Annotated in this window: 16 protein-coding genes, 1 other RNA gene and 1 pseudogene; 10 read left to right on the top strand and 8 right to left on the bottom strand. The window is 72.7% G+C overall.

Annotated elements, in window-relative coordinates:
• Both ACFQZY_RS03845 and dapF read right to left on the bottom strand, forming a co-directional pair.
• Complete coding sequence (locus ACFQZY_RS03845) at positions 1-693, bottom strand: DUF484 family protein (protein WP_377412819.1); 693 nt, start codon at positions 691-693, stop codon at positions 1-3.
• Positions 690-1,547, bottom strand: a complete 858-nt coding sequence (dapF, locus tag ACFQZY_RS03840) for a diaminopimelate epimerase (protein WP_377412817.1) — start codon at positions 1,545-1,547, stop codon at positions 690-692. The genes ACFQZY_RS03845 and dapF overlap by 4 nt, the downstream gene beginning before the upstream one ends.
• A 77-nt stretch (positions 1,548-1,624) precedes the next feature.
• Between dapF and ACFQZY_RS03835 the strand changes: the two genes are divergently transcribed.
• Positions 1,625-2,164 carry a carboxymuconolactone decarboxylase family protein gene (locus tag ACFQZY_RS03835; RefSeq protein ID WP_377412815.1) on the top strand — a complete coding sequence of 180 codons (540 nt, stop codon included), beginning with the start codon at positions 1,625-1,627 and terminating at the stop codon, positions 2,162-2,164.
• 49 nt (positions 2,165-2,213) lie between these two features.
• Here the strand turns inward: ACFQZY_RS03835 and ACFQZY_RS03830 are convergent, their stop codons facing one another.
• Positions 2,214-3,209, bottom strand: coding sequence for a tripartite tricarboxylate transporter substrate binding protein (locus tag ACFQZY_RS03830; protein WP_377412813.1), 996 nt, complete (start codon positions 3,207-3,209; stop codon positions 2,214-2,216).
• 28 nt (positions 3,210-3,237) lie between these two features.
• Between ACFQZY_RS03830 and ACFQZY_RS03825 the strand changes: the two genes are divergently transcribed.
• The 3 genes and pseudogenes from ACFQZY_RS03825 to ACFQZY_RS03815 form a co-directional block, all read left to right on the top strand.
• Positions 3,238-4,872: an MBL fold metallo-hydrolase gene (locus ACFQZY_RS03825; protein WP_377412811.1), complete on the top strand. Its 1,635-nt coding sequence runs from the start codon at positions 3,238-3,240 to the stop codon at positions 4,870-4,872.
• 54 nt (positions 4,873-4,926) lie between these two features.
• Positions 4,927-6,120, top strand: coding sequence for a YjgN family protein (locus ACFQZY_RS03820; protein ID WP_377412809.1), 1,194 nt, complete (start codon positions 4,927-4,929; stop codon positions 6,118-6,120).
• A 64-nt stretch (positions 6,121-6,184) separates the two neighbouring features.
• Positions 6,185-7,111: pseudogene (locus ACFQZY_RS03815) on the top strand (M48 family metallopeptidase); the annotation flags it as partial.
• Between the two features lie 61 nt (positions 7,112-7,172).
• Here the strand turns inward: ACFQZY_RS03815 and rnpB are convergent.
• An RNA gene (rnpB, locus tag ACFQZY_RS03810) (RNase P RNA component class A) lies at positions 7,173-7,509 on the bottom strand.
• 50 nt (positions 7,510-7,559) lie between these two features.
• Here rnpB and ACFQZY_RS03805 point away from each other — a divergent pair.
• Both ACFQZY_RS03805 and ACFQZY_RS03800 read left to right on the top strand, forming a co-directional pair.
• Positions 7,560-8,285 carry an RNA pseudouridine synthase gene (locus ACFQZY_RS03805; protein WP_377412807.1) on the top strand — a complete coding sequence of 242 codons (726 nt, stop codon included), beginning with the start codon at positions 7,560-7,562 and terminating at the stop codon, positions 8,283-8,285.
• 68 nt (positions 8,286-8,353) lie between these two features.
• A complete protein-coding gene (locus ACFQZY_RS03800; protein ID WP_377412805.1) occupies positions 8,354-9,997 on the top strand; it encodes an NAD(P)/FAD-dependent oxidoreductase in 1,644 nt (547 codons plus the stop codon).
• 18 nt (positions 9,998-10,015) lie between these two features.
• Here ACFQZY_RS03800 and ACFQZY_RS03795 read toward each other — a convergent pair whose 3' ends face one another.
• The 4 genes from ACFQZY_RS03795 to pyrC all read right to left on the bottom strand — a co-directional run bounded on the left by ACFQZY_RS03795 (position 10,016) and on the right by pyrC (position 14,671).
• Positions 10,016-11,746, bottom strand: coding sequence for a cation:proton antiporter (locus tag ACFQZY_RS03795; protein ID WP_377412803.1), 1,731 nt, complete (start codon positions 11,744-11,746; stop codon positions 10,016-10,018).
• 112 nt (positions 11,747-11,858) lie between these two features.
• Entirely contained in the window at positions 11,859-12,728 is an 870-nt protein-coding gene (htpX, locus tag ACFQZY_RS03790; RefSeq protein WP_377412801.1) for a protease HtpX, read from the bottom strand.
• Between the two features lie 105 nt (positions 12,729-12,833).
• Positions 12,834-13,574, bottom strand: a complete 741-nt coding sequence (locus ACFQZY_RS03785) for a DUF3025 domain-containing protein (RefSeq protein ID WP_377413872.1) — start codon at positions 13,572-13,574, stop codon at positions 12,834-12,836.
• Between the two features lie 62 nt (positions 13,575-13,636).
• A complete protein-coding gene (gene pyrC, locus ACFQZY_RS03780) occupies positions 13,637-14,671 on the bottom strand; it encodes a dihydroorotase (protein WP_377412799.1) in 1,035 nt (344 codons plus the stop codon).
• 130 nt (positions 14,672-14,801) lie between these two features.
• Here pyrC and ACFQZY_RS03775 point away from each other — a divergent pair, with 130 nt between their 5' ends.
• The 4 genes from ACFQZY_RS03775 to ACFQZY_RS03760 all read left to right on the top strand — a co-directional run bounded on the left by ACFQZY_RS03775 (position 14,802) and on the right by ACFQZY_RS03760 (position 18,934).
• Entirely contained in the window at positions 14,802-15,767 is a 966-nt protein-coding gene (locus ACFQZY_RS03775; protein WP_377412797.1) for a class I SAM-dependent methyltransferase, read from the top strand.
• Between the two features lie 252 nt (positions 15,768-16,019).
• Positions 16,020-16,571 (top strand): TRAP transporter small permease, encoded by a 552-nt coding sequence (locus ACFQZY_RS03770; protein WP_377412795.1) that lies wholly within the window; start codon positions 16,020-16,022, stop codon positions 16,569-16,571.
• Positions 16,568-17,866: a TRAP transporter large permease gene (locus ACFQZY_RS03765; RefSeq protein ID WP_377412792.1), complete on the top strand. Its 1,299-nt coding sequence runs from the start codon at positions 16,568-16,570 to the stop codon at positions 17,864-17,866. Before ACFQZY_RS03770 ends, ACFQZY_RS03765 begins: the two co-directional genes overlap by 4 nt.
• A gap of 39 nt (positions 17,867-17,905) precedes the next feature.
• The gene (locus ACFQZY_RS03760) at positions 17,906-18,934 is read left to right on the top strand and encodes a DctP family TRAP transporter solute-binding subunit (protein WP_377412790.1); all 1,029 of its coding nucleotides are present in this window, start codon (positions 17,906-17,908) and stop codon (positions 18,932-18,934) included.
• Positions 18,935-19,092 lie beyond the last annotated feature (158 nt).

Raw genomic sequence — 19,092 nt, 5'->3', positions numbered from 1 at the left:
TTACGCCGTGCGCAGGCGCGAGAGGGCGGCGCTGGCCAGTTCGGCCATGCGCTCGAGGAAGTCGGTGCCCATGCCGCTGGAGAAGCGCTGCGGGTCGGGCGAGGCCAGCACCAGCATGCCGAAGGCCGGCGTGGTCCCGGTGATCGGCCCCTCGCGCAGCGGGATCATGGCCACCGACATCGCGGTGGCCGGGTCCTCCAGCCAGCCCACGGCTTCGAAGCCGGAATTCACGCCGCAATAGGGCTGGGTCAGCGAGGAGGCGAAGCTTCGCGCATCCTCGCTCACGCCCAGGGCGAAGGGCTCGTCCAGGTAGGGACCGGTCACGCCCCACACCTTCAGCGCCACCTGCGGCACCATGAACTGGCTGCGGATCTCGGCGGCCATGGCGGCGGGCAGGGCCTTGCCATCGCGCACCAGCAGCAGCTGGCGGGCCCAGCGGTGCAGGCGGTCGGCGATGACCATGTTGTCATTGCCGTTGCGCATCATCTCCATGACGCGCATCTCCAGCACCTTGATCTTCTCGCGAAGCATCTCGGCCTGGCGCTCCTGCAGGCTCACCGCGCGGTTGCCGTGGGGACTGTTCAATTGCACGCTCGCCAGCAGCTCGGCGTGGCGCAGGAAAAAGTCGGGCGTGTTCGCCAGGTAGTTGGCGATGTCGTCCTCGGTGATCGGGTTCATCTGGTCGTTGTTCATTCAGGAATCTCCACCTCGCCCTCGAAGACGGTGGTGGCCGGGCCGGTCATGAGCACCGGGTGGCCTTCACCGCCCCATTCGATCGTCAGCAGGCCGCCGTGCGTGTGCACGTCGACGCGCCGGTCCAGGCGGCCCAGGCGGATGCCCGCGACCACCGCGGCGCAGGCGCCGGTGCCGCAGGCCAGCGTCTCGCCGGAGCCGCGCTCCCACACGCGCAGGCGCACCGTGCCGCGGTCCTGCACCTGCAGGAAGCCGACGTTGACCTTGCGCGGGAACGCCGGGTGCGTCTCGATGCGCGGGCCCAGCGTGGTCACCGGCGCGGCCTCGGCGTCGTCCACCAGCAGCACCGCGTGCGGGTTGCCCATGGACAGCACCGCCACCGGCCAGGCCGCGCCGTCGACGGCGACCGGCCACTGCTGCCAGTTCCCCGCGGGCTGCGGCTGCAGGCCGGCGGGGTCGAACGGGATGGCGGGCAGGTCGAAGACCGGCGCGCCCATGTCCACGGTGACGCGGCCGTCTTCGAGCATGCGCAGCTCGATCAGCTTGTTGACGGTCTGTACCTTGACCACCGACTTGTCGGTCAGCCCGCGCTCGCGCACGAAGCGCACGAAGCAGCGCGCGCCGTTGCCGCAGTGCTCGACCTCGCCGCCGTCGGCGTTGTGGATCGCGTAGGCGAAGTCCACGCCCGGGGCGGGCGAGGGGCGCACGCAGAGGATCTGGTCGGCGCCGATGCCGAAGTGTCGATCGGCCAGCCACCGGTACTGCGCGGGGGTCAGGCCCAGCGGGCCGCGGGTCTCGTCGAGCACGACGAAATCGTTGCCGGCGCCCTGCATCTTGGTGAAGCGGATTCGCATGGCCGGGATTATCCGGCAGGCTATGCTCGCGCCGGACCGCCCCCCGAGAAACCAGACACCCAAGGAGACACCGCCCCATGCGCATTCCCGCCTGGACCCCCGAAGCCCACCCCCAGCCCCAGGACCTGGTCGACGCCATCCTGGAGCGCCGCGGCGGCCAGTTCATCAACCTCGACCTGGCCCTCCTCTGGAGCGAGCCGGTGGCCCGCGGCTGGAACACCTACCTGAAGAACGTGCGCACCGGCCTGCCCACCAGCCGCAAGCTGCGCGAACTGGGCATCTGCGCGGTGGCCCTGCTCACGGGCGCGCACTACGAGTACCACCACCATGCGCCGGACTTCCTGGCCGCCGGCGGCACCCAGGGCGAGCTCGACGCGCTCGGCCGGTTCTGCCAGGACACCGCGGGGGCCGTGCCGCCCGGCCTGGACGCCGACGGCGCGCTGATCGTGCGCTACGCCGCCCAGATGACCCAGCAGGTCAAGGTGGACGACGCGCTGTTCGCGCAGATGAAGCAGCGCTTCTCCACCACCGAGCTGGTCGAGCTGACCGCCGCCATCGCCACCTACAACATGGTGGCGCGCTTCCTCGTGGCCCTGGGCGTGACGCCCGAGGCCTGAACGGCCGGCGCCCGGCCGGAGCGGGCCGGGCCGGCGGGCGCCAGGGCGCTCAGTCCGCCTTGATGCCGTTCTCGCGCACCACCCGCGCCCAGGTCTCGACCTGCTGGTCGATGAAGCGCTGCGCGGATTCGACCGTGCCGCCGACCACGTCGATGCCCTGGGCGTCGAGCTTCTTCGCGACCTCGGGGTTCTTCAGGGCCTTGTTCAATTCCTCGTTGAGGCGGCGCACGATCTCGGGCGGCGTCTTCGCCGGGGCCAGCACCGCCCACCAGGCCGGCGCCTCGAAGCCGGCGAAGCCGCTCTCGGCGATGGTGGGCACGTTGGGCAGGTCGGGCGCGCGGCGCGGGGTGGTGACCGCCAGCGGGCGCACGCGGCCGGCGTCGATGTGCGGCTTGACCAGGAACACCGAGCCGATCGCCAGCGGCACATGGCCGGCCACCGCGTCCTGCATCAGCGGGCCGCCGCCGCGGTACGGCACGTGGGTGAACTCCATGCCGCCGTTCTTCCCGAGCAGCGACATCGCCAGGTGGCCCAGGCTGCCGTTGCCGATGGTGCCGTAGTTCAGGGGCTTCTTCGCGCGGGCCGCGGCCACCACGTCGGTGAAGGTCTTGTACTCGGTGCTGGTGTGTGTCGCCAGCACCATCGCCGAGGTGCCCACCAGGGCCACGGGCACCAGGTCCTTGCGGGTGTCGAAGGGCAGGTTGGGGATCAGGCTGGGGTTCACCGCGTGGGTGTCGAACACCACGGCCAGGGTGTAGCCGTCGGCCGGGGCCTGCGCCACGGCGGCGGTGCCGATGGCGCCCGAGGCGCCGCCGCGGTTCTCGACGATCACGTTCTGCCCGAGCTGCTGCTGCAGCACCGGCGCCAGCACGCGCGCCACCTGGTCCACCGAGCCGCCCGGGGGGAACACCGCCACCAGCTTGATCGGCTGGCGGCGGGGCCAGTCACCCGCCGCGCCCCCGGCCTGCGCGAAGGCGGCGCCGGCGACGAGGGCCAGGCCGAAGGCGGCGAGGGCCCGCCGCGTGCTTGCCACTGCGAATTTCACTGCGTGTCTCCATGTTGTAATGGCGCGCATGGTACGAGCGACGCACCTGCTGCACCCCCCGCGAGAACCCGTAGCCACGCGCTTCGCTGCGACGGTCCTCCTCCTGCGCGACACCGCCCGCGGACTCGAGGTCCTCATGACCCGCCGCTCCGACCAGGCCAGCTTCGCGCCCGGCGCCTATGTCTTTCCCGGCGGCGGCATCGATGCGGCCGACGCCCGCGCCCACGCGCTGGCCGCGCGCCGCCCCACCCAGCCCGACGACCTGCTCACCGAGTGCATCGCCGCCATCCGCGAGAGCTTCGAGGAGCTGGGCGTGCTGCTCGCGCGCGATGCCTCCGGCCGCATGGCCACCGATGCCGACATCGCCGCCCTCGACCGGCAGGGCGACTTCTTCGCCCAGTGCGCCGCGCGCGGCCTGACCCTGGCCGCCGACGAGGTCTTCAAGCTCGCGCGCTGGATCGCCGACCGCGACGAACCCAAGCGGTTCGATGTCCCCTTCCTGGTGGCCCGCATGCCCGCGGGCCAGGAGCCGGTGGCCGACGAGGGCGAGCAGTTCGAGCCGGTGTGGGTACGCCCCGCCGACGCCCTGGCCCGCCATGCGCAGGGCGGTTTCGCCATGATCTTCCCCACGGTACGCACACTGGAGCGCCTGCAAGGCTGGCGCAGCGTGCAGGACGTGCTCGACGCCTGCTCCGGCGAGCTGCCCCTGTGGACCAGCTGCCCGCGCAGCGGCCTGCGCGGCGGCCGCCGCGTGCGCCTGATGGAGCACGAGCCGGCCTTCGGCGAGCTCGAACTCGTCTGCCCCGACGGCCAGCCCCTGCACCCGCTGGACTGGCAGCACGCGCAGCCCGTGCCCCTGCTGCGGCACGTGCAGCGGCTGACCGCCGCCAACCCCGGCGTGATGACCGGGCCCGGCACCAACACCTACCTCGTGGGCGAGCCGGGCTGCGGCTGGATCGTGATCGACCCCGGACCGGACGACGCGGCCCACGTGGAGCGCATCGTGCAGGCCACCGGCGGCGACGTGCGCGCCATCGTCTGCACCCACTCGCACCCCGACCACTCACCCGCCGCCCGGCCGCTGCAGGCGCGCTGCGCGGGCCGGCCCCCGGTGCTCGGCCTGCCCTCGCGGCCCACCGCCCGCGCCTACAGCGCCTTCGCGCCCGACCGCGTCCTGGCCGACGGCGAGCGCCTCGTGCTCGCCGGCGACGGGCACACGCACACCCTGTCCGCCGTCCACACGCCGGGCCACGCGGCCAACCATGTCTGCCTGGTGCTCGAGGAGGACGGCCTGCTGTTCTCGGGCGACCACATCCTCAATGGCAGCACCACCGTCGTCGCCCCGCCCGATGGCGACATGACGCACTACCTCGACTCGCTCGACCGCCTCGCGGGGTTGTGCGGCACGCACGGCATCCGCTTCATCCTGCCGGCCCATGGTCACGTGCTGGGGGGCGCGCCCGAGGCGATCGCCCGGCTCAAGGCCCACCGCCTGCAGCGCGAGGCCAAGGTGCTGGCCGCGATGCGCGCGCGACCCGGCGGCAGCCTGGACGACTGGCTGCCCCTGGCCTACGACGACGTCGCGCCCGCCCTCTGGCCCGTGGCGCGCCGCTCGCTGCAGGCCCACGCTGATCGCCTGCTGACGCTGGGCTTGGCGCATTAATACCAAAGCAATAGCCTCGCGCCTTTTCGTCCCATCCCGGGACGCGGAGGCCGCATGCACAACCCACCCCTGGACACCCCGGCCGACGAGCCGATCGAGTCGTTCGCCGTCCGCTTCGAAGGCAGCGAACACGAGTACCGCAGGATCTGGTCGACCAACCTGATCCTCACGGTCCTGACCTTCGGCCTGTACACGCCCTTCGCGCGCCGCCGCCGGCTGCGCTACTTCCTGGGCCTCACCGAGGTCGCCGGCAGCCCGCTGGAATTCACCGGCCCCTGGCGCAGCATGCTCAAGGGCTTCCTCGTCGTGGCCGGGCTGTACCTGGCCTACAGCATCGCCAGCCACAGCGGCCAGGCGGGCGCCGTGCAGGCGCTGCTGGCCGGTATCGCCCTGCTCACGCCCTGGGCCTGGGGCAGCCGCTGGCGGTTCCGCCTGGCCCACACGCGCTGGCGCGGCATCCGCCTGCGCTTCACCGCGACCTGGGCCGAGACCTACTTCGCCCTGTGGCCGCTGCTGCCGCTGGCGGCGCTGCTGCTGTTCACGCCGCTGCTGGCGCAGCACTTCGTCGAGTCGTCCCAGGCCGGGGCGATGCGGGCCGCGCCCCTGGTGGCGACCTTCGCCGGCGGCCTCGCGCTGCTCCTGCTCCTGGCCGCCCGCCTCGACTGCAACGGCACCCGGCTCCTCGTGCAGCGTACCCAGGTCGGCCACCTCCCCTGCCACTGGCGGCCGGGCGCGCCGCGCTATACCGATTTCCTGCGCGCCTGGCTGCAGGCGGCGGCCCTGTTCGCCGTCCTGCAGTTCGCGGCCTTCCTGGTGATCTTCGTCGGCGCCGGCCTCGCCGGCCTGGCGCTCACGGGCCGGGCCGCGCCCGGCACCCTGGGCGTCATCGCCGCCATGGCCAGCCTGCCGGTGGCCTGGGCGAGCTGGGCCGCCGCCGCAGGCCTGCGCCGCGCGCGCATCTTCCGCCTGACCTGGGACCACCTGGCCATCAGCTCCGTCGCGCGCGTGCGCTGCGACCTGGAGGCCGGCCCCTACGTGCGCCTGTGCGTGCGCAACGCCATGCTCTGCGCGGTGACGCTGGGCCTGTGGTCGCCGTGGGCCGCGGTGCGCCAATACCGCATGCGCGTCGAGTCGGTGACGCTCCACGTCAAGGGCGGCCTGGACCACATCACCGGGGACCTCGAGCGCCAGCAGGAGGCGCTGGGCGATGCGGTGGCCGAGCTGATGGGGCTGGAACTTGTCGGTTGAAGTCCCCGCGCTGCTCGCCGGCCGCTGGTTCGACGGCCGCAGCAGCCGCGGCCGGCCGGTCCTCGTGGCCCTGGCCCGGGGCGCGCGCGGCCCGCAGCTGCGCCTGCACGCGACGCAGGGGCGCTGCCCCCTGCTGGCGCAGTTCGAGGGGAAGGCGGTCGACTGGCCCGAGCCCTGGCCCTGCGTGAGCGCGCGGCCCCGGGCCCTGGTGCTGGAACTGCGCGGCCAGGGCTGCCTGCACCTGCCCGACGCCTCGGCCTGGGAGGCCGCGGTGGCCGCCGCCGGCGCGGCTCCCTCGATCGCGCAGCGGCTGCAGGCCCGCTGGCCGCTGCTCCTGGCCACCGCGGCCGCGGCAGCGGCGCTGCTGCTGGCCTTGTACCGCTGGGGCCTGCCCTGGGTGGCGGCGCGGGTGGCGCACGAGGTGCCTGCCGCCTGGGAGCAGGCGCTGTCGCGGCAGGCCCTCGCGCATCTCGATGGCGCGTGGCTGCTGCCGTCACGCCTGCCCGCGGACCGGCAGGCGGCGCTGCAGGCGCGCTTCGAGGCCCTGCTCGCGCACGCCGGCACACCAGGGAGCGGGTACCGGCCGCACTGGGTCCTGCACTGGCGCCGCGGCCTGGGCGCCAATGCCTTCGCGCTGCCGGGAGGCACGGTCATCGTCACCGACGGACTGGTGCAGGAGGCGGACCGGCTCGGCCTCGGTGACGAGGCCATTGCCGGCGTGATGGCGCACGAGATCGGCCACGGCATGCACCGCCACGGCACGCAGCTGCTGGTGCAGCAGGTCGTGATGGCGGCGGGCAGCACGCTGGTGATGGGGGACGTGGCCGGCGCGCTCACGACCGCCGCGTCCACGCTGGCCCACCTGTCGTACCGGCGCGAACATGAGCGCGAGGCGGACTGCTACGGCCGGGCGCTGATGCGCCGCGCCGGCGTGCCGCCGCAGCCCCTGGCGCGCCTGCTGGCTCGCCTCGACGACAAGCCCCGCGCCCGGCTCGCGGGATGGCTCTCGACGCACCCCGGCACGGGGGAGCGCGTCCAGCGCCTGGAAGAAAGTGTGGAGTCCGCCGGTAAGCCGGATTCTGTGCATCACGGTTGCCCGTGACGTGACCGCCATTCCTCTGGGCCGTGCGTCGCCGCAACGGCTCGATGCTACCTACCCGCCAGCTCCCCGGGACACAGGTCGACGCTGGCCTACTTGGTATTGCTGCGCGTAGAGATTGCCCGTTTCACCCCTCGCGGGATCCGAAGACCCCGTGAGGACTCGTCTCTGTTGCTCTGATCCTCACCTCACGGTGGGCAGGTGTTACCTGCTACGCTGCCCTGCGCAGTCCGGACGTTCCTCCAGTGCACCCTTTCGGGCCTTGCACCAGCGGCGGTCTGGCGGGCTCCACGGGGCTATTATCGCCGCCCGACCACGCCACGCGCCGCGCGCCGCCGACATGTCCGTCCCCACCTCCCCGAACCCGCCCGACGCGGTCCGCCTGTCCAAGCGCGTCGCCGCCCTGGTGCCGTGCTCGCGCAGCGACGCCGAGCGCTACATCGACGGCGGCTGGGTGCGCGTCGACGGCGCGGTGGTGGACGAGCCCCAGGCCCGCGTCGAGCCGCACCAGGCGGTCACCCTCGACCCGGGCGCGAGCCTGCTGGCCCTGGCGCCGCTGACGGTGCTGCTGCACCAGCCCGCCGGCGAGCCGCCGCTGCTGCCCACGCTGGACAACCGCTGGCCGCACGAGGCCGGCGGCCAGCGCGTCACCCGCGGCCAGCTGCGCCAGCTCCAGCCGCTGATGCCGCTGCCCGGCGGCGCGGGCGGCCTCGCGGTCTACAGCCAGGACCGGCGCATCCTGCGCCGGCTCACCGAGGATGCGGCGTTCATCGAGCAGGAGCTGGTCGCCGACGTCACCGGCACCCTGGCCGAGGGCGGCCTCGCGCGGCTCGCGCGGGGCCTGCCGATGGAAGGCCGCCCCCTGCCCCCGGTGAAGGCCAGCTGGCAAAGCGAGCGGCGGCTGCGGCTCGCCTTCAAGGCGCTGCCGCCGCAGGCCGTGCCCTGGCTGTGCGAGCAGGTCGGCCTGCAGGTCACGCAGCTGCGGCGCCTGCGCCTGGGGCGGCTGCCGCTGGCAGGCCTGCCGGCAGGCCAGTGGCGCGCGCTGCAGCCTCACGAGCGCTTCTGAGCCGCGCCGGCGATAATCCCGGCCTTCCTGCAACGGCTTTGGCCCGATCGACACGGGCCCGCAAGACCATGATCCGCCTGTCCGAGCTCCGGCTGCCCCTGGCCGCCGCCGAATCCCCCGACGCCGCCCTGCGCGAGGCCGCCTGCGCGGTGCTGTCCCTGCAGCCCGCCGACATCGAACGCGTCGATGTCTTCAAGCGCAGCTTCGACGCGCGCAAGGCCGACCTGCTGGCCGTCTACATCGTCGACATCACCCTGGCCGACCCGTCCCGCGAGGCCGCCCTGCTCGCCCGCCACGAGAAGGACCCGCATGTCGCCGCCACGCCCGACATGACCTGGCGCCCGCCGGTACTGGCCGACCGCGCGCCCGAGCCCCGCCCGGTGGTGATCGGCTTCGGCCCCTGCGGCATCTTCGCGGCGCTGGTGCTGGCCCAGATGGGCCTCAGGCCCATCGTGCTCGAACGCGGCAAGACCGTGCGCCAGCGCACGCAGGACACCTGGGGCCTGTGGCGCAAGCACGTGCTGCAGCCGGAGTCGAACGTGCAGTTCGGCGAGGGCGGCGCGGGCACCTTCTCGGACGGCAAGCTTTACAGCCAGATCAAGGACCCGCGCCACCTGGGGCGCAAGGTCATGGGCGAGTTCGTGAAGGCCGGCGCGCCCGAGGAGATCCTCTACGTCGCCCACCCCCACATCGGCACCTTCAAGCTGGTGAAGGTGGTGGAGAACATGCGCGCGCAGATCATCGCCCTCGGCGGCGAGGTGCGCTTCCAGCAGAAGGTCACCGACTTCCACATCGAGGACGGCCCCGCCGGCCGCCAGCTGCGCGGCCTGACCGTGCTGGACCAGGCCACCGGCCAGTCGCACGAGCTGCGCGCCGACCACGTGGTGCTGGCCCTGGGCCACAGCTCGCGCGACACCTTCGAGAAGCTGCATGAGCGCGGCGTGTACCTGGAGGCCAAGCCCTTCTCCATCGGCTTCCGGGTCGAGCACCCGCAAGGCATGATCGACCGCGCCCGCTGGGGCAAGCATGCCGGCCACCCGCTGCTCGGCGCCGCCGACTACAAGCTGGTGCACCACGCGGCCAACGGGCGCGCCGTCTACAGCTTCTGCATGTGCCCGGGCGGCACGGTGGTGGCGGCGACCTCGGAGCCCGAGCGCGTGGTCACCAACGGCATGAGCCAGTACTCGCGAAACGAGCGCAACGCCAACGCCGGCATCGTGGTGGGCATCACCCCGGCCGACTACCCCGGCACCGACCCGCTGGCGGGCATGCGCCTGCAGCGCGAGCTGGAGTCGCGCGCCTTCGTTCTGGGCGGCGGCAACTACGAGGCGCCGGGCCAGCTGGTGGGCGACTTCATCGCCGGCCGCCCCTCCACCGCGCTGGGCGAGGTGGTCCCCTCGTACAAGCCGGGCGTGAAGCTGGGTGACCTGCATCCCTCGCTGCCGCCCTATGCCATCGAGGCGATGCGCGAGGCCTTCCCGGCCTTCGGCCGCAAGATCAAGGGCTTCGACCGGCATGACGCGGTGCTGACCGGGGTGGAGACACGCACCTCCTCGCCCCTGCGTATCACGCGCGGCGAGGACTTCCAGAGCCTGAACGTCAAGGGCCTGTACCCCGCCGGCGAAGGCGCGGGCTATGCCGGCGGCATCCTCTCGGCCGGTGTCGACGGCATCAAGGTCGGCGAGGCGGTGGCGCTCGCCATCCCGCGCTAGGTCCGCCCCAGGCCCGCGCTAGGTCCGCGCCTCCCGCTCCCGCACCAGCGCCTCCGCGACCCGGGCCGACGGCACCCGGGCGGCCTGCAGCGCCATCGCCGACAGCTGCAGCCCCGCCTCCAGCGTCTCCGGCACCACGCCGGTGGCGCCGGCCTCGCGCAGCTCGCGGGCGTGGCGCTCGTCGCGCGAGCGCACGTAGATCGGCAGGTCCGGGCAGGCAGCGCGGGCGCAACGCAACGCATGCATCGCGGCGGCGGGCTGGTCCATGGTGACCAGCAGGGCCGCCGCGTCGCGGGTGTGCAACTTGACCAGCATCTCCGGCCGCGACGCGTTGCCGTAGTACACCGGCCGCCCCTCCCGGTGCAGGCGGGCGGCGGCGCGCGCGTCCTGCTCCACGGCCACATAGGCCACGCCCTGCGATTCCAGCACGTCCGCCAGCAGCTGCCCGACGCGGCCGAACCCGGCGATCACCACATGGCCCGCCAGCGTCTCCGGCAGGTCGGCCTCCCCGGCCCCGGCGTCCTGCGGTGCCGGCGCCCGGGCATCCAGCCGCCGCCCCCACCACCGGCCCAGGCGGCTGGCGGCCGGCGTGAGCATCAGGCTGAAGCCCACCACCAGCAGCATGAACTGGCCGACCGGCCGCTCCAGCAGGCCTGTGCCCAGCGCCGCGCCGATCACCACGAAGGCGAACTCGCCGCCCTGGCTCAGGAGCAGGCCGCCCTCGACCGCGCGGCCGGACGACAGCCCGCCGGCCCGCAGGACCCCGGCCGCCACCACCGCCTTGATCGCCATCAGGCCGAGCACCGACGCCAGGATCCACCCCGGGTGCCGCCCCACCTCGGCCAGGTCGATGCCCATGCCCACCGACATGAAGAACAAGCCCATGAGCAGGCCCTTGAACGGCTCGATCGTCACCTCGACCTCGTGCCGGTACTCGGTCTCCGCCAGCAGCAGGCCGGCGAGGAAAGCACCCAGCGCCGGCGACAGGCCGGCGGCCCCGGTCGCGCCCGCCGTGCCCAGGGCCACGAGCAGGGTCAAGGCCATGAAGACCTCGGGCTGGCGGCGGTCGGCGAAGTAGCGGAACACCGGCACCAGCACCCGCCGCCCGAGCAGGAAGATCAGCAGGATGGCGATGCCCGACTTCAGGGCGGCCGTCCCCAGCACGAGGGCGAAGCCGGAGGAGGTCGGCTGGCCCAGGAGGTCGACGAGGATCAGGACCGGCACGACGGCGAAGTCCTGGAGCATGAGGATGGCGAAGCCGGCCTGGCCCACCGGCGTGGCCAGCGCGCGCCGCTCCGACAGCAGCTGCATCACCACCGCGGTGGACGACAGCGACAGCACCAGGCCCAGCACGATGGCGGCCGGCACGGTGTTGCCGAAGGCCCATGCCAGCAGGCCCAGGACCACGGCGGTGGCGCCCACCTGCACGCCCCCGCCCAGGAGGACCCAGCGGCGCATCGCCCACAGCCGCTCGGGCGAGAGCTCCAGGCCGATCAGGAACATCAGGAACACCACCCCCAGCTCGCCCAGGGCCTGGACCCCGCCGACCTCGGTGAAGGTCAGGTGCTTCAGCCAGGGCGCCTGCGGCACCAGCGCGCCCAGCGCGTGCGGCCCCAGCAGCAGCCCCGCGGTGAGGAACCCCAGCACCTGGTTGATGCGAAAGCGCTGGAGCAAGGGAATCAGCAGCCCTGCGAGCACGAGGAACAGCAGGGTCTCGCTGAGGAAAGGAAGGGGGGTCGAATGCTCCATCGCGCGGGTCGGGTTGAACCGCTCGAGCATAGTGCCCCGGCCGGCGCGGGGGGCCCCAAACGAACAGGCCGCCCGGAGGCGGCCTGGTTCGCGGGACGGGCCGGCGGCCCGCTCAGGCGCCTTGCAGCGCCGCGATGCGTTCCTCGATCGGCGGGTGGGTGGAGAACAGCTTGCCCACGCCCGAGGTGATGCCGAAGGCCTGCAGGCCCTGCGGCAGCTGGCCGGGGACCATGCCGCCCAGGCGGGCCAGGGCGTTGATCATGGGCTGCTTGCGGCCCATCAGCTGGGCGGCGCCGGCGTCGGCGCGGAACTCGCGCTGGCGCGAGAACCAGGCCACGATGATGGCGGCCAGGAAGCCCAGCACGATGTCCAGCACGATGGTGGTGACCATGTAGCCCACGCCCGGGCCGCTGGAGCGGTCGTCGCCGCGGCGCAGGAAGCTGTCCACCGCGTAGCCGATCACGCGCGAGAGGAACACGACGAAGGTGTTCATCACGCCCTGGATCAGGGTCATGGTGACCATGTCGCCGTTGGCGATGTGGGCCACCTCGTGGCCGATCACCGCCTCGACCTCCTCGCGGGTCATGCCTTGCAGCAGGCCGGTGGACACGGCCACCAGGGCGCTGTTCTTGAAGGCGCCGGTGGCGAAGGCGTTGGGCTCGCCCTCGAAGATGCCGACCTCGGGCATGCCGATGCCGGCCTTGTCGGCGAAGCCGCGCACGGTCTCGACGATCCAGCGCTCGTCAGGGCCTTCCTGGCCGGTGATCAGGTGCACGCCCGAGGACCACTTGGCGATGGTCTTGGACATCAGCAGCGAGATGATCGCGCCGCCGAAGCCCATGACCAGCGCGTACCCCAGCAGCGCACCGAGGTTCAGGCCGTTGGCCGTGAGGTACTTGTTGACGCCCAGCAGGCTGGCGACGATGCCCAGCACCACCACGACAGCGAGGTTGGTGGCGACGAACAGGAAGATGCGTTTCATTCAGGCTCCGGAGAGTGGAAGTCAGGGGGGCGAAGGATCACCCGGCGCGAAGATAAGGGCCCGGCCGGGCTTTGCAAGAGGGGGCCGCCGATTCACGGACGCAGTCTACGGTCTTGCCGCCGGCGCGCGGGGCGGCCGGAAGACCTGCGCGTCGTCGTAGAAGGCCGCGTCGGCATTCCCGGGCCACCAGCCCGGAACGCCGAGCACCGGCAGCGGCGTGAAGGGCTTGGCCGCCAGCGCCGGCGCCGAGAGCTCGCCGGCCAGCCAGGCGTCGGCGTCGGCCAGGCGGGCCAGCGGGGCGTCGGCGCGCCAGACATGGGCCGTCATGTCCTTGCGCGGCGCGGCCAGCTTCTCCAGCAGCGCGTGGCCGAACACCACCAGCCGCGCCTGCGCCCACAGCGGGCGCAGCTCCACGAACAGCCGCCGCCACTGGCGCGCCAGAAGCGCCTCCCACAGCACCGGCGGCGCCTGGAGCAGGGCGCCGTTCTCGTCGAAGACGGTGATCGCGTCGCGCACCGGTCCGCGCTGTGCGCCGACGCCGCGCGCGGCGATCTCGGCGGCCTGCAGCTGGTTCAGCCGGCGCTTGGTGCGCGGGAAGGCATGCCAGCACAGGCCGTTGAAGAAGTCGTGCGCGTTGTCGCGCGTGGGGCACTGGCCGCTGGAGAAGATGAAGTCCTCGTAGGCCCGGCCCTCGGGCAGGGCGTCCTGCGGCACGAAGCGCACCGGCGCGCCGGGCCAGGCATCGAGCGCCGCGTGCACGGGCCGGCCGGCGGCGACGGCGCGGGCCGGGCCCTCCCCCGCCTCGCGCCACGGCAGGTACCAGGGCGCGGACCAATCCACGTCCAGGCCCTCCACCCGCCCCCCGGGGAGGCCGGCTGCACCGGCCGCGCCAGCCGCCTCGTGCGGGCTCAGGCGACGACCTTCCAGGGCAGCGACTCGCCGCCGCGCAGCGGCTTGATCTCGGCCTGGCCGAAGGGATAGGCCTCGGGCAGCTGCCAGGCCTCGCGGCGCAGCGTCAGCGTGCCGGTGTTGCGCGGCAGGCCGTAGAAGTCGGCGCCGAAGAAGCTGGCGAAGCCCTCGAGCTTGTCCAGCTTGCCGACGGCGTCGAAGGCCTCGGCGTACATCTCCATCGCCGCCGGCGCGGTGTAGCAGCCGGCGCAGCCGGAGGCGTGCTCCTTCAGGTGCGCCGGGTGCGGGGCGCTGTCGGTGCCCAGGAAGAAGCGCGCATCGCCCGAGGTGGCCGCGGCCACCAGGGCCTGGCGGTGCACCTCGCGCTTGAGGACCGGCAGGCAGTAGTAGTGCGGGCGGATGCCGCCGGTGAAGATGGCGTTGCGGTTGTACAGCAGGTGGTGCGCGGTGATGGTGGCGCCGGTGAGGGGGCCCGCCTCGGCCACGTACTGCGCGGCCTCGCGGGTGGTGATGTGCTCCATCACGATCTTCAGGCCCGGGAAGTCCTTGCGCAGGGGAATCAGCTGCTGCTCGATGAACACCGCCTCGCGGTCGAACAGGTCGATGTCGCTCGAGGTCACCTCGCCATGCACCAGCAGCAGCACGCCTTCGCGCTGCATCGCTTCCAGCGTGGCGTAGGTCTTGCGCAGGTCGGTCACGCCGGCGTCGCTGTTGGTGGTGGCGCCGGCCGGGTAGAGCTTGAGGGCGACCACGCCGGCGTCCTTGGCGCGCCGGATCTCATCGGGCGGCAGGTTGTCGGTCAGGTACAGCGTCATCAGCGGCTCGAAGGCCACGCCGGCCGGCACCTGGGCCTGGATGCGCTCACGGTAGGCCACGGCCTGGGCCGCGGTGGTCACCGGCGGCTTGAGGTTGGGCATGACGATGCCGCGGGCAAACTGCGCCGCGGTGTGGGGCACGGTGGTGGCAAGGGCGTCGCCGTCGCGCAGGTGCAGGTGCCAGTCGTCGGGGCGGGTGATGGTGAGCTGCTGGGTCATGCCGGGTCCGGTGGGTCAGGGGAAAACCCGGGGATTGTCGCCGACCGGCCATGGGCATTCCCGGCGACGCCTCAGGGCGTCATACGGCCGCGCTATCCTGCGCGGCCTCAATTCCTTACAAATTGTAAGCATGACGGAAACCCTCGTCCGCACTTCCTGCCCGGCCTGCGGGGCCGACCGGGGTCATGTGCTCAGCGACCGCGACGGCAAGACCGGGGAACCGCTGACCGTGGTCGAGTGCGGCGGCTGCGGCCTCGGCCATGTGCACCCGATGCCGACCGCTGAGACGCTGGAAGCCTGGTACACGCACCAGTACCGGCAGGACTACAAGGCCGCCGAGGTACCCCACCTGCGCCACGTGCTGCGGGCGGCCCGGATCGCGCGGGCGCGCTGGGACTGGCTGGCGGCCCGACCCGGCTTCACCCCGCCGGCGCGGGCGCTGGACATCGGCGCGTCCAGCGGCGAGTTCGTCTACCTGCTCGGCCGGCGGGGGGTGGCGGCGCGCGGCATCGAGCCGCACGCCGGCTATTCGCGCTTTGCCCGGGACGCGCTGGGCCTGGACGTGGCCGCCGGCACCCTGCAGCAGCACCTGCCGGACCTGCCCGACGGGGGCTTCGAGCTGGTGAGCATGTTCCACGTGCTGGAGCACCTCACGGACCCGCTGGGTACGCTGCGGGCGATCGCCCGGCTGCTGGCCCCGCAGGGGCGGCTGTTCATCGAGGTGCCGGACGCGGCCGGGACCAGCGCGCCGCGCAACACGTTCTTCCGGGCCCACACGCTGTACTTCAGCCCGCACTCGCTGCGCGCCGTGGCGCACGCCGCGGGCTTCGAGGTGGAGGCCGACAACTTCGCCAGCCGGGGCAACCTGCGGGTGGTGCTGCGCCGGTCCCCGGCGCCGGCGCCCGAGGCGCCCTGGGCCCCGAGCGACGCGCTGCGCCAGGCCCAGCAGGCTCGCCGCTGGCACCGCTACCTGTGGGAGCGGCTGCGCGACGGCCACGCCTGGCGCCGCCACGCCGCCCGCGCCGAGGAAAAGCGTACCGCCTCGGCCTTCGGCGCCCCCCGGCCCCTGCTCGACGCGGTCTACGCGGCCACCTGACGCGGCGCGAGGGCGCCCGGACAGGACATCGACCGGCGTGGCGGGCGTGGCGGGCGTGGCGGGCGTGGCGGGCGTGGCGGGCGTGGCGGGCGGGGAACGGGCGGGGAACGGGCGGGGAACGGGCGGCGGCGGTGCGGCCAGGCGCAGCGGCAGGCCACGGCCGAGCGGCCGCCGTCCGGGCCAGACCCGGTTCGTATACTCATCAGCTTGCCCGGCGCCAGCGCCGGCCGGCCCCCAGCCCCACACGCCCCGATGTCCCGCCCCGAAGAAGAAAGACCCGGCGACGCTGCCGAACCCGTCGTCGAATTCCCCGACGAGCCCGCCCGAGTGCCCCTGGCGATCGAAGACTGGCTGACCGTGATCATCATGGCCGCCCTGGCCCTGATCACCTTCGCCAACGTGCTGGTGCGCTACTTCACCAGCGCCTCCTTCGCCTGGACCGAGGAGATCTCGGTCTTCCTGATGATCCTGCTGGCCCTGGTGGCCGGCTCGGCCGCCTTCGCGCGCGACCAGCACATCCGCATCGAGTACTTCACCGAGGGCGGCAGCGCCGAGCGCAAGCGCCGGCTGGTGCGCTTCTCGGCGGCGATGGTGGCGCTGCTGTTCGGCCTGATCGGCGTCCTCAGCGTGCGCGTGGTCTGGGACGATTTCCGTTTCGAGGAGACCTCGCCGGGCATCGGCGTGCCGCAGTGGTGGTACTCGGTGTGGCTGCCGCTGGTGTCCTTCGCCATCATGGGCCGGGCCATCGGCCTGTTCGTGCGCCGCGGCCGCCGGGCCGCGGAGGCCGGGGAGGACGCCCGATGATCGCGACCCTCCTGTTCGTCCTGTTCATCGCGATGATGCTGGCGGGCGTGCCGATCGGCGTGGCCCTGGGCATTGCCGGCGCCGCCGCCATCGGCCTGGCCAACGCCGGCACGCAGTGGTTCGGCCTGCTGGCCGTGCCGCAGAACTTCTACGCCGGCCTGGGCAAGTACCCGCTGCTGGCGATCCCGATGTTCGTGCTGGTCGGCTCCATCTTCGACCGCTCCGGCGTGGCCCTGCGCCTGGTGAACTTCGCCATCGCGCTGGTGGGCCGCGGCCCCGGCATGCTGCCCCTGGTGGCCATCGTCGTGGCCATGTTCCTGGGCGGCATCTCCGGCTCGGGCCCGGCCAACGCCGCCGCCGTCGGCGGGGTGATGATCGCCGCCATGAGCCGCGCCGGCTACCCGGCGCCGTTCTCGGCCAGCGTGGTCGGCGCCGCCGCCGCCACCGACATCCTGATCCCGCCCTCGGTGGCCTTCATCGTCTACTCGGTGCTGGTGCCCGGCGCCTCGGTGCCGGCGCTGTTCGCCGCCGGCATGGTGCCGGGCGTGCTGGCCGGCCTGGCGCTGATCATCCCCGCCGTCTGGATGGCCCGCCGCCACAGGATGGGCGCGCTGGAGGCCTCGCTGCCCCGCCCGCCGCTGCTGAAAAGCTTCGTCGAGGCGATCTGGGGCCTGGCCGCGCCGGTCCTGATCCTCGGCGGCATGCGCGCCGGCTGGTTCACGCCCACCGAGGCCGCCGTGGTGGCGGTGTTCTACGGCCTGTTCGTGGGCATGGTGATCCACCGCACGATCAAGGTACGCGACCTGTTCACCATCCTGCGCGAGTCGGGCGAGCTGTCGGCGGTGATCCTGATCGTGGTCTCGCTGGCAGGCATCTTCGCCTACTCGCTGTCGACGCTGGGCGTGATCGACCCCATCACCAAGGCCATCGTCAACTCGGGCCTCGGCGAGTGGGGCGTGATGGCGCTGTTGATCCTGATGCTGATCACCGTGGGCATGTTCCTCGACGGCGTGTCCATCTTCCTGATCTTCGTGCCGCTGCTGATGCCGATCGTGAACCACTACCAGTGGGACCCGGTGTGGTTCGGCGTGATCCTGACCCTCAAGGTGGCCCTGGGCCAGTTCACCCCGCCGCTGGCGGTGAACCTGATGGTCTCCTGCCGCATCGCCCGCGTGCGCATGGAGCAGACCGTGCCCTGGGTCGGCTGGATGCTGTTCTCGATGTTCCTCGTGATGGTGGCCGTGATCGCCTGGCCGCCGCTGGCCCTGTGGCTGCCCCGCGCCCTCGGCTACTGAGTCCCGTGACCCTTTCTTGACCCAAGGAGACCGAAACCCATGAAGACCCGTTCCTTCCTGAAAGCTGCCCTGGCGGCCGTGGCCCTCGCGGCCAGCGCCGTCGCCCCGGCCCAGACCTACAAGCCCGAGTACAAGCTGTCCATCGTGGTCAGCACCGCCTTCCCCTGGGGCAAGGGCGCCGAGATCTGGGCCGACAAGGTGCGCGAGCGCACCCAGGGCCGCATCAACATCAAGCTGTACCCGGGCACCTCCCTGGTCCAGGGCGACCAGACCCGCGAGTTCACCGCCATCCGCCAGGGCGTGATCGACCTGGCCGTGGGCTCGACCATCAACTGGTCGCCCCAGGTCAAGGCGCTGAACCTGTTCTCGCTGCCCTTCCTGATGCCTGACTACGCCGCCGTCGACGCCCTGACCCAGGGCGAGGTGGGCGCGCAGATCTTCAAGGCCATCGACAGCGCCGGCGTGCTGCCCCTGGCCTGGGGCGAGAACGGCTACCGCGAGATCTCCAACTCCAAGATGGACATCCGCAAGCCCGAGGACCTGAAGGGCATGAAGATCCGCGTGGTCGGCTCGCCCCTGTTCATCGACACCTTCACCGCCCTGGGCGCCAACCCCACGCAAATGAGCTGGGCCGACGCCCAGCCCGCGCTGGCGAGCAAGGCGGTGGACGGCCAGGAGAACCCGCTGTCCATCTTCATCGCCGCCAAGCTGCCCACCGTGGGCCAGAAGCACCTGACGATGTGGGGCTACATGGCCGACCCGCTGGTGTTCGTGGTGAACAAGGACGTCTGGAACTCCTGGACCCCGGCCGACCAGGCCATCGTGCGCCAGGCCGCCCTGGACGCCGCCAAGGAGCAGATCGCCCTGGCCCGCAAGGGCCTGGTGGAAGCCGGCAAGCCGCTGCTGAAGGACGTGGCCGCCTCCGGCGTGACCGTGACCGAGCTGTCCGCCGCCGAGCGCGAGGCCTTCGTCAAGGCCACCCGCGGCGTGTACGACAAGTGGAAGCCGCAGATCGGCGCCGACCTGGTGAACGCCGCCGAGAAGGCCATCGCCGCCCGCAAGCGCTGATCGCGCCGCATCCCTGGAAAGCCCCGCATCGCGGGGCTTTTTTTCATGGCGCGGCACGACGGCGAGGCCCCGCCGGGCAGGGTCGCCTTCAGTCGGAGCCGTCCTACATCCGCCCCCTCCGCCGCCCCATAAGCTCATCAATTTGACGGGGGTAGCTG

Source organism: Ramlibacter sp. GCM10027632 (genome assembly GCF_042675325.1).
Taxonomy (GTDB): Bacteria; Pseudomonadota; Gammaproteobacteria; order Burkholderiales; family Burkholderiaceae_C; genus Ramlibacter.
Note: the sequence above shows the minus strand (reverse complement) of the source record. Positions and strands in the feature narration are given on the sequence as shown.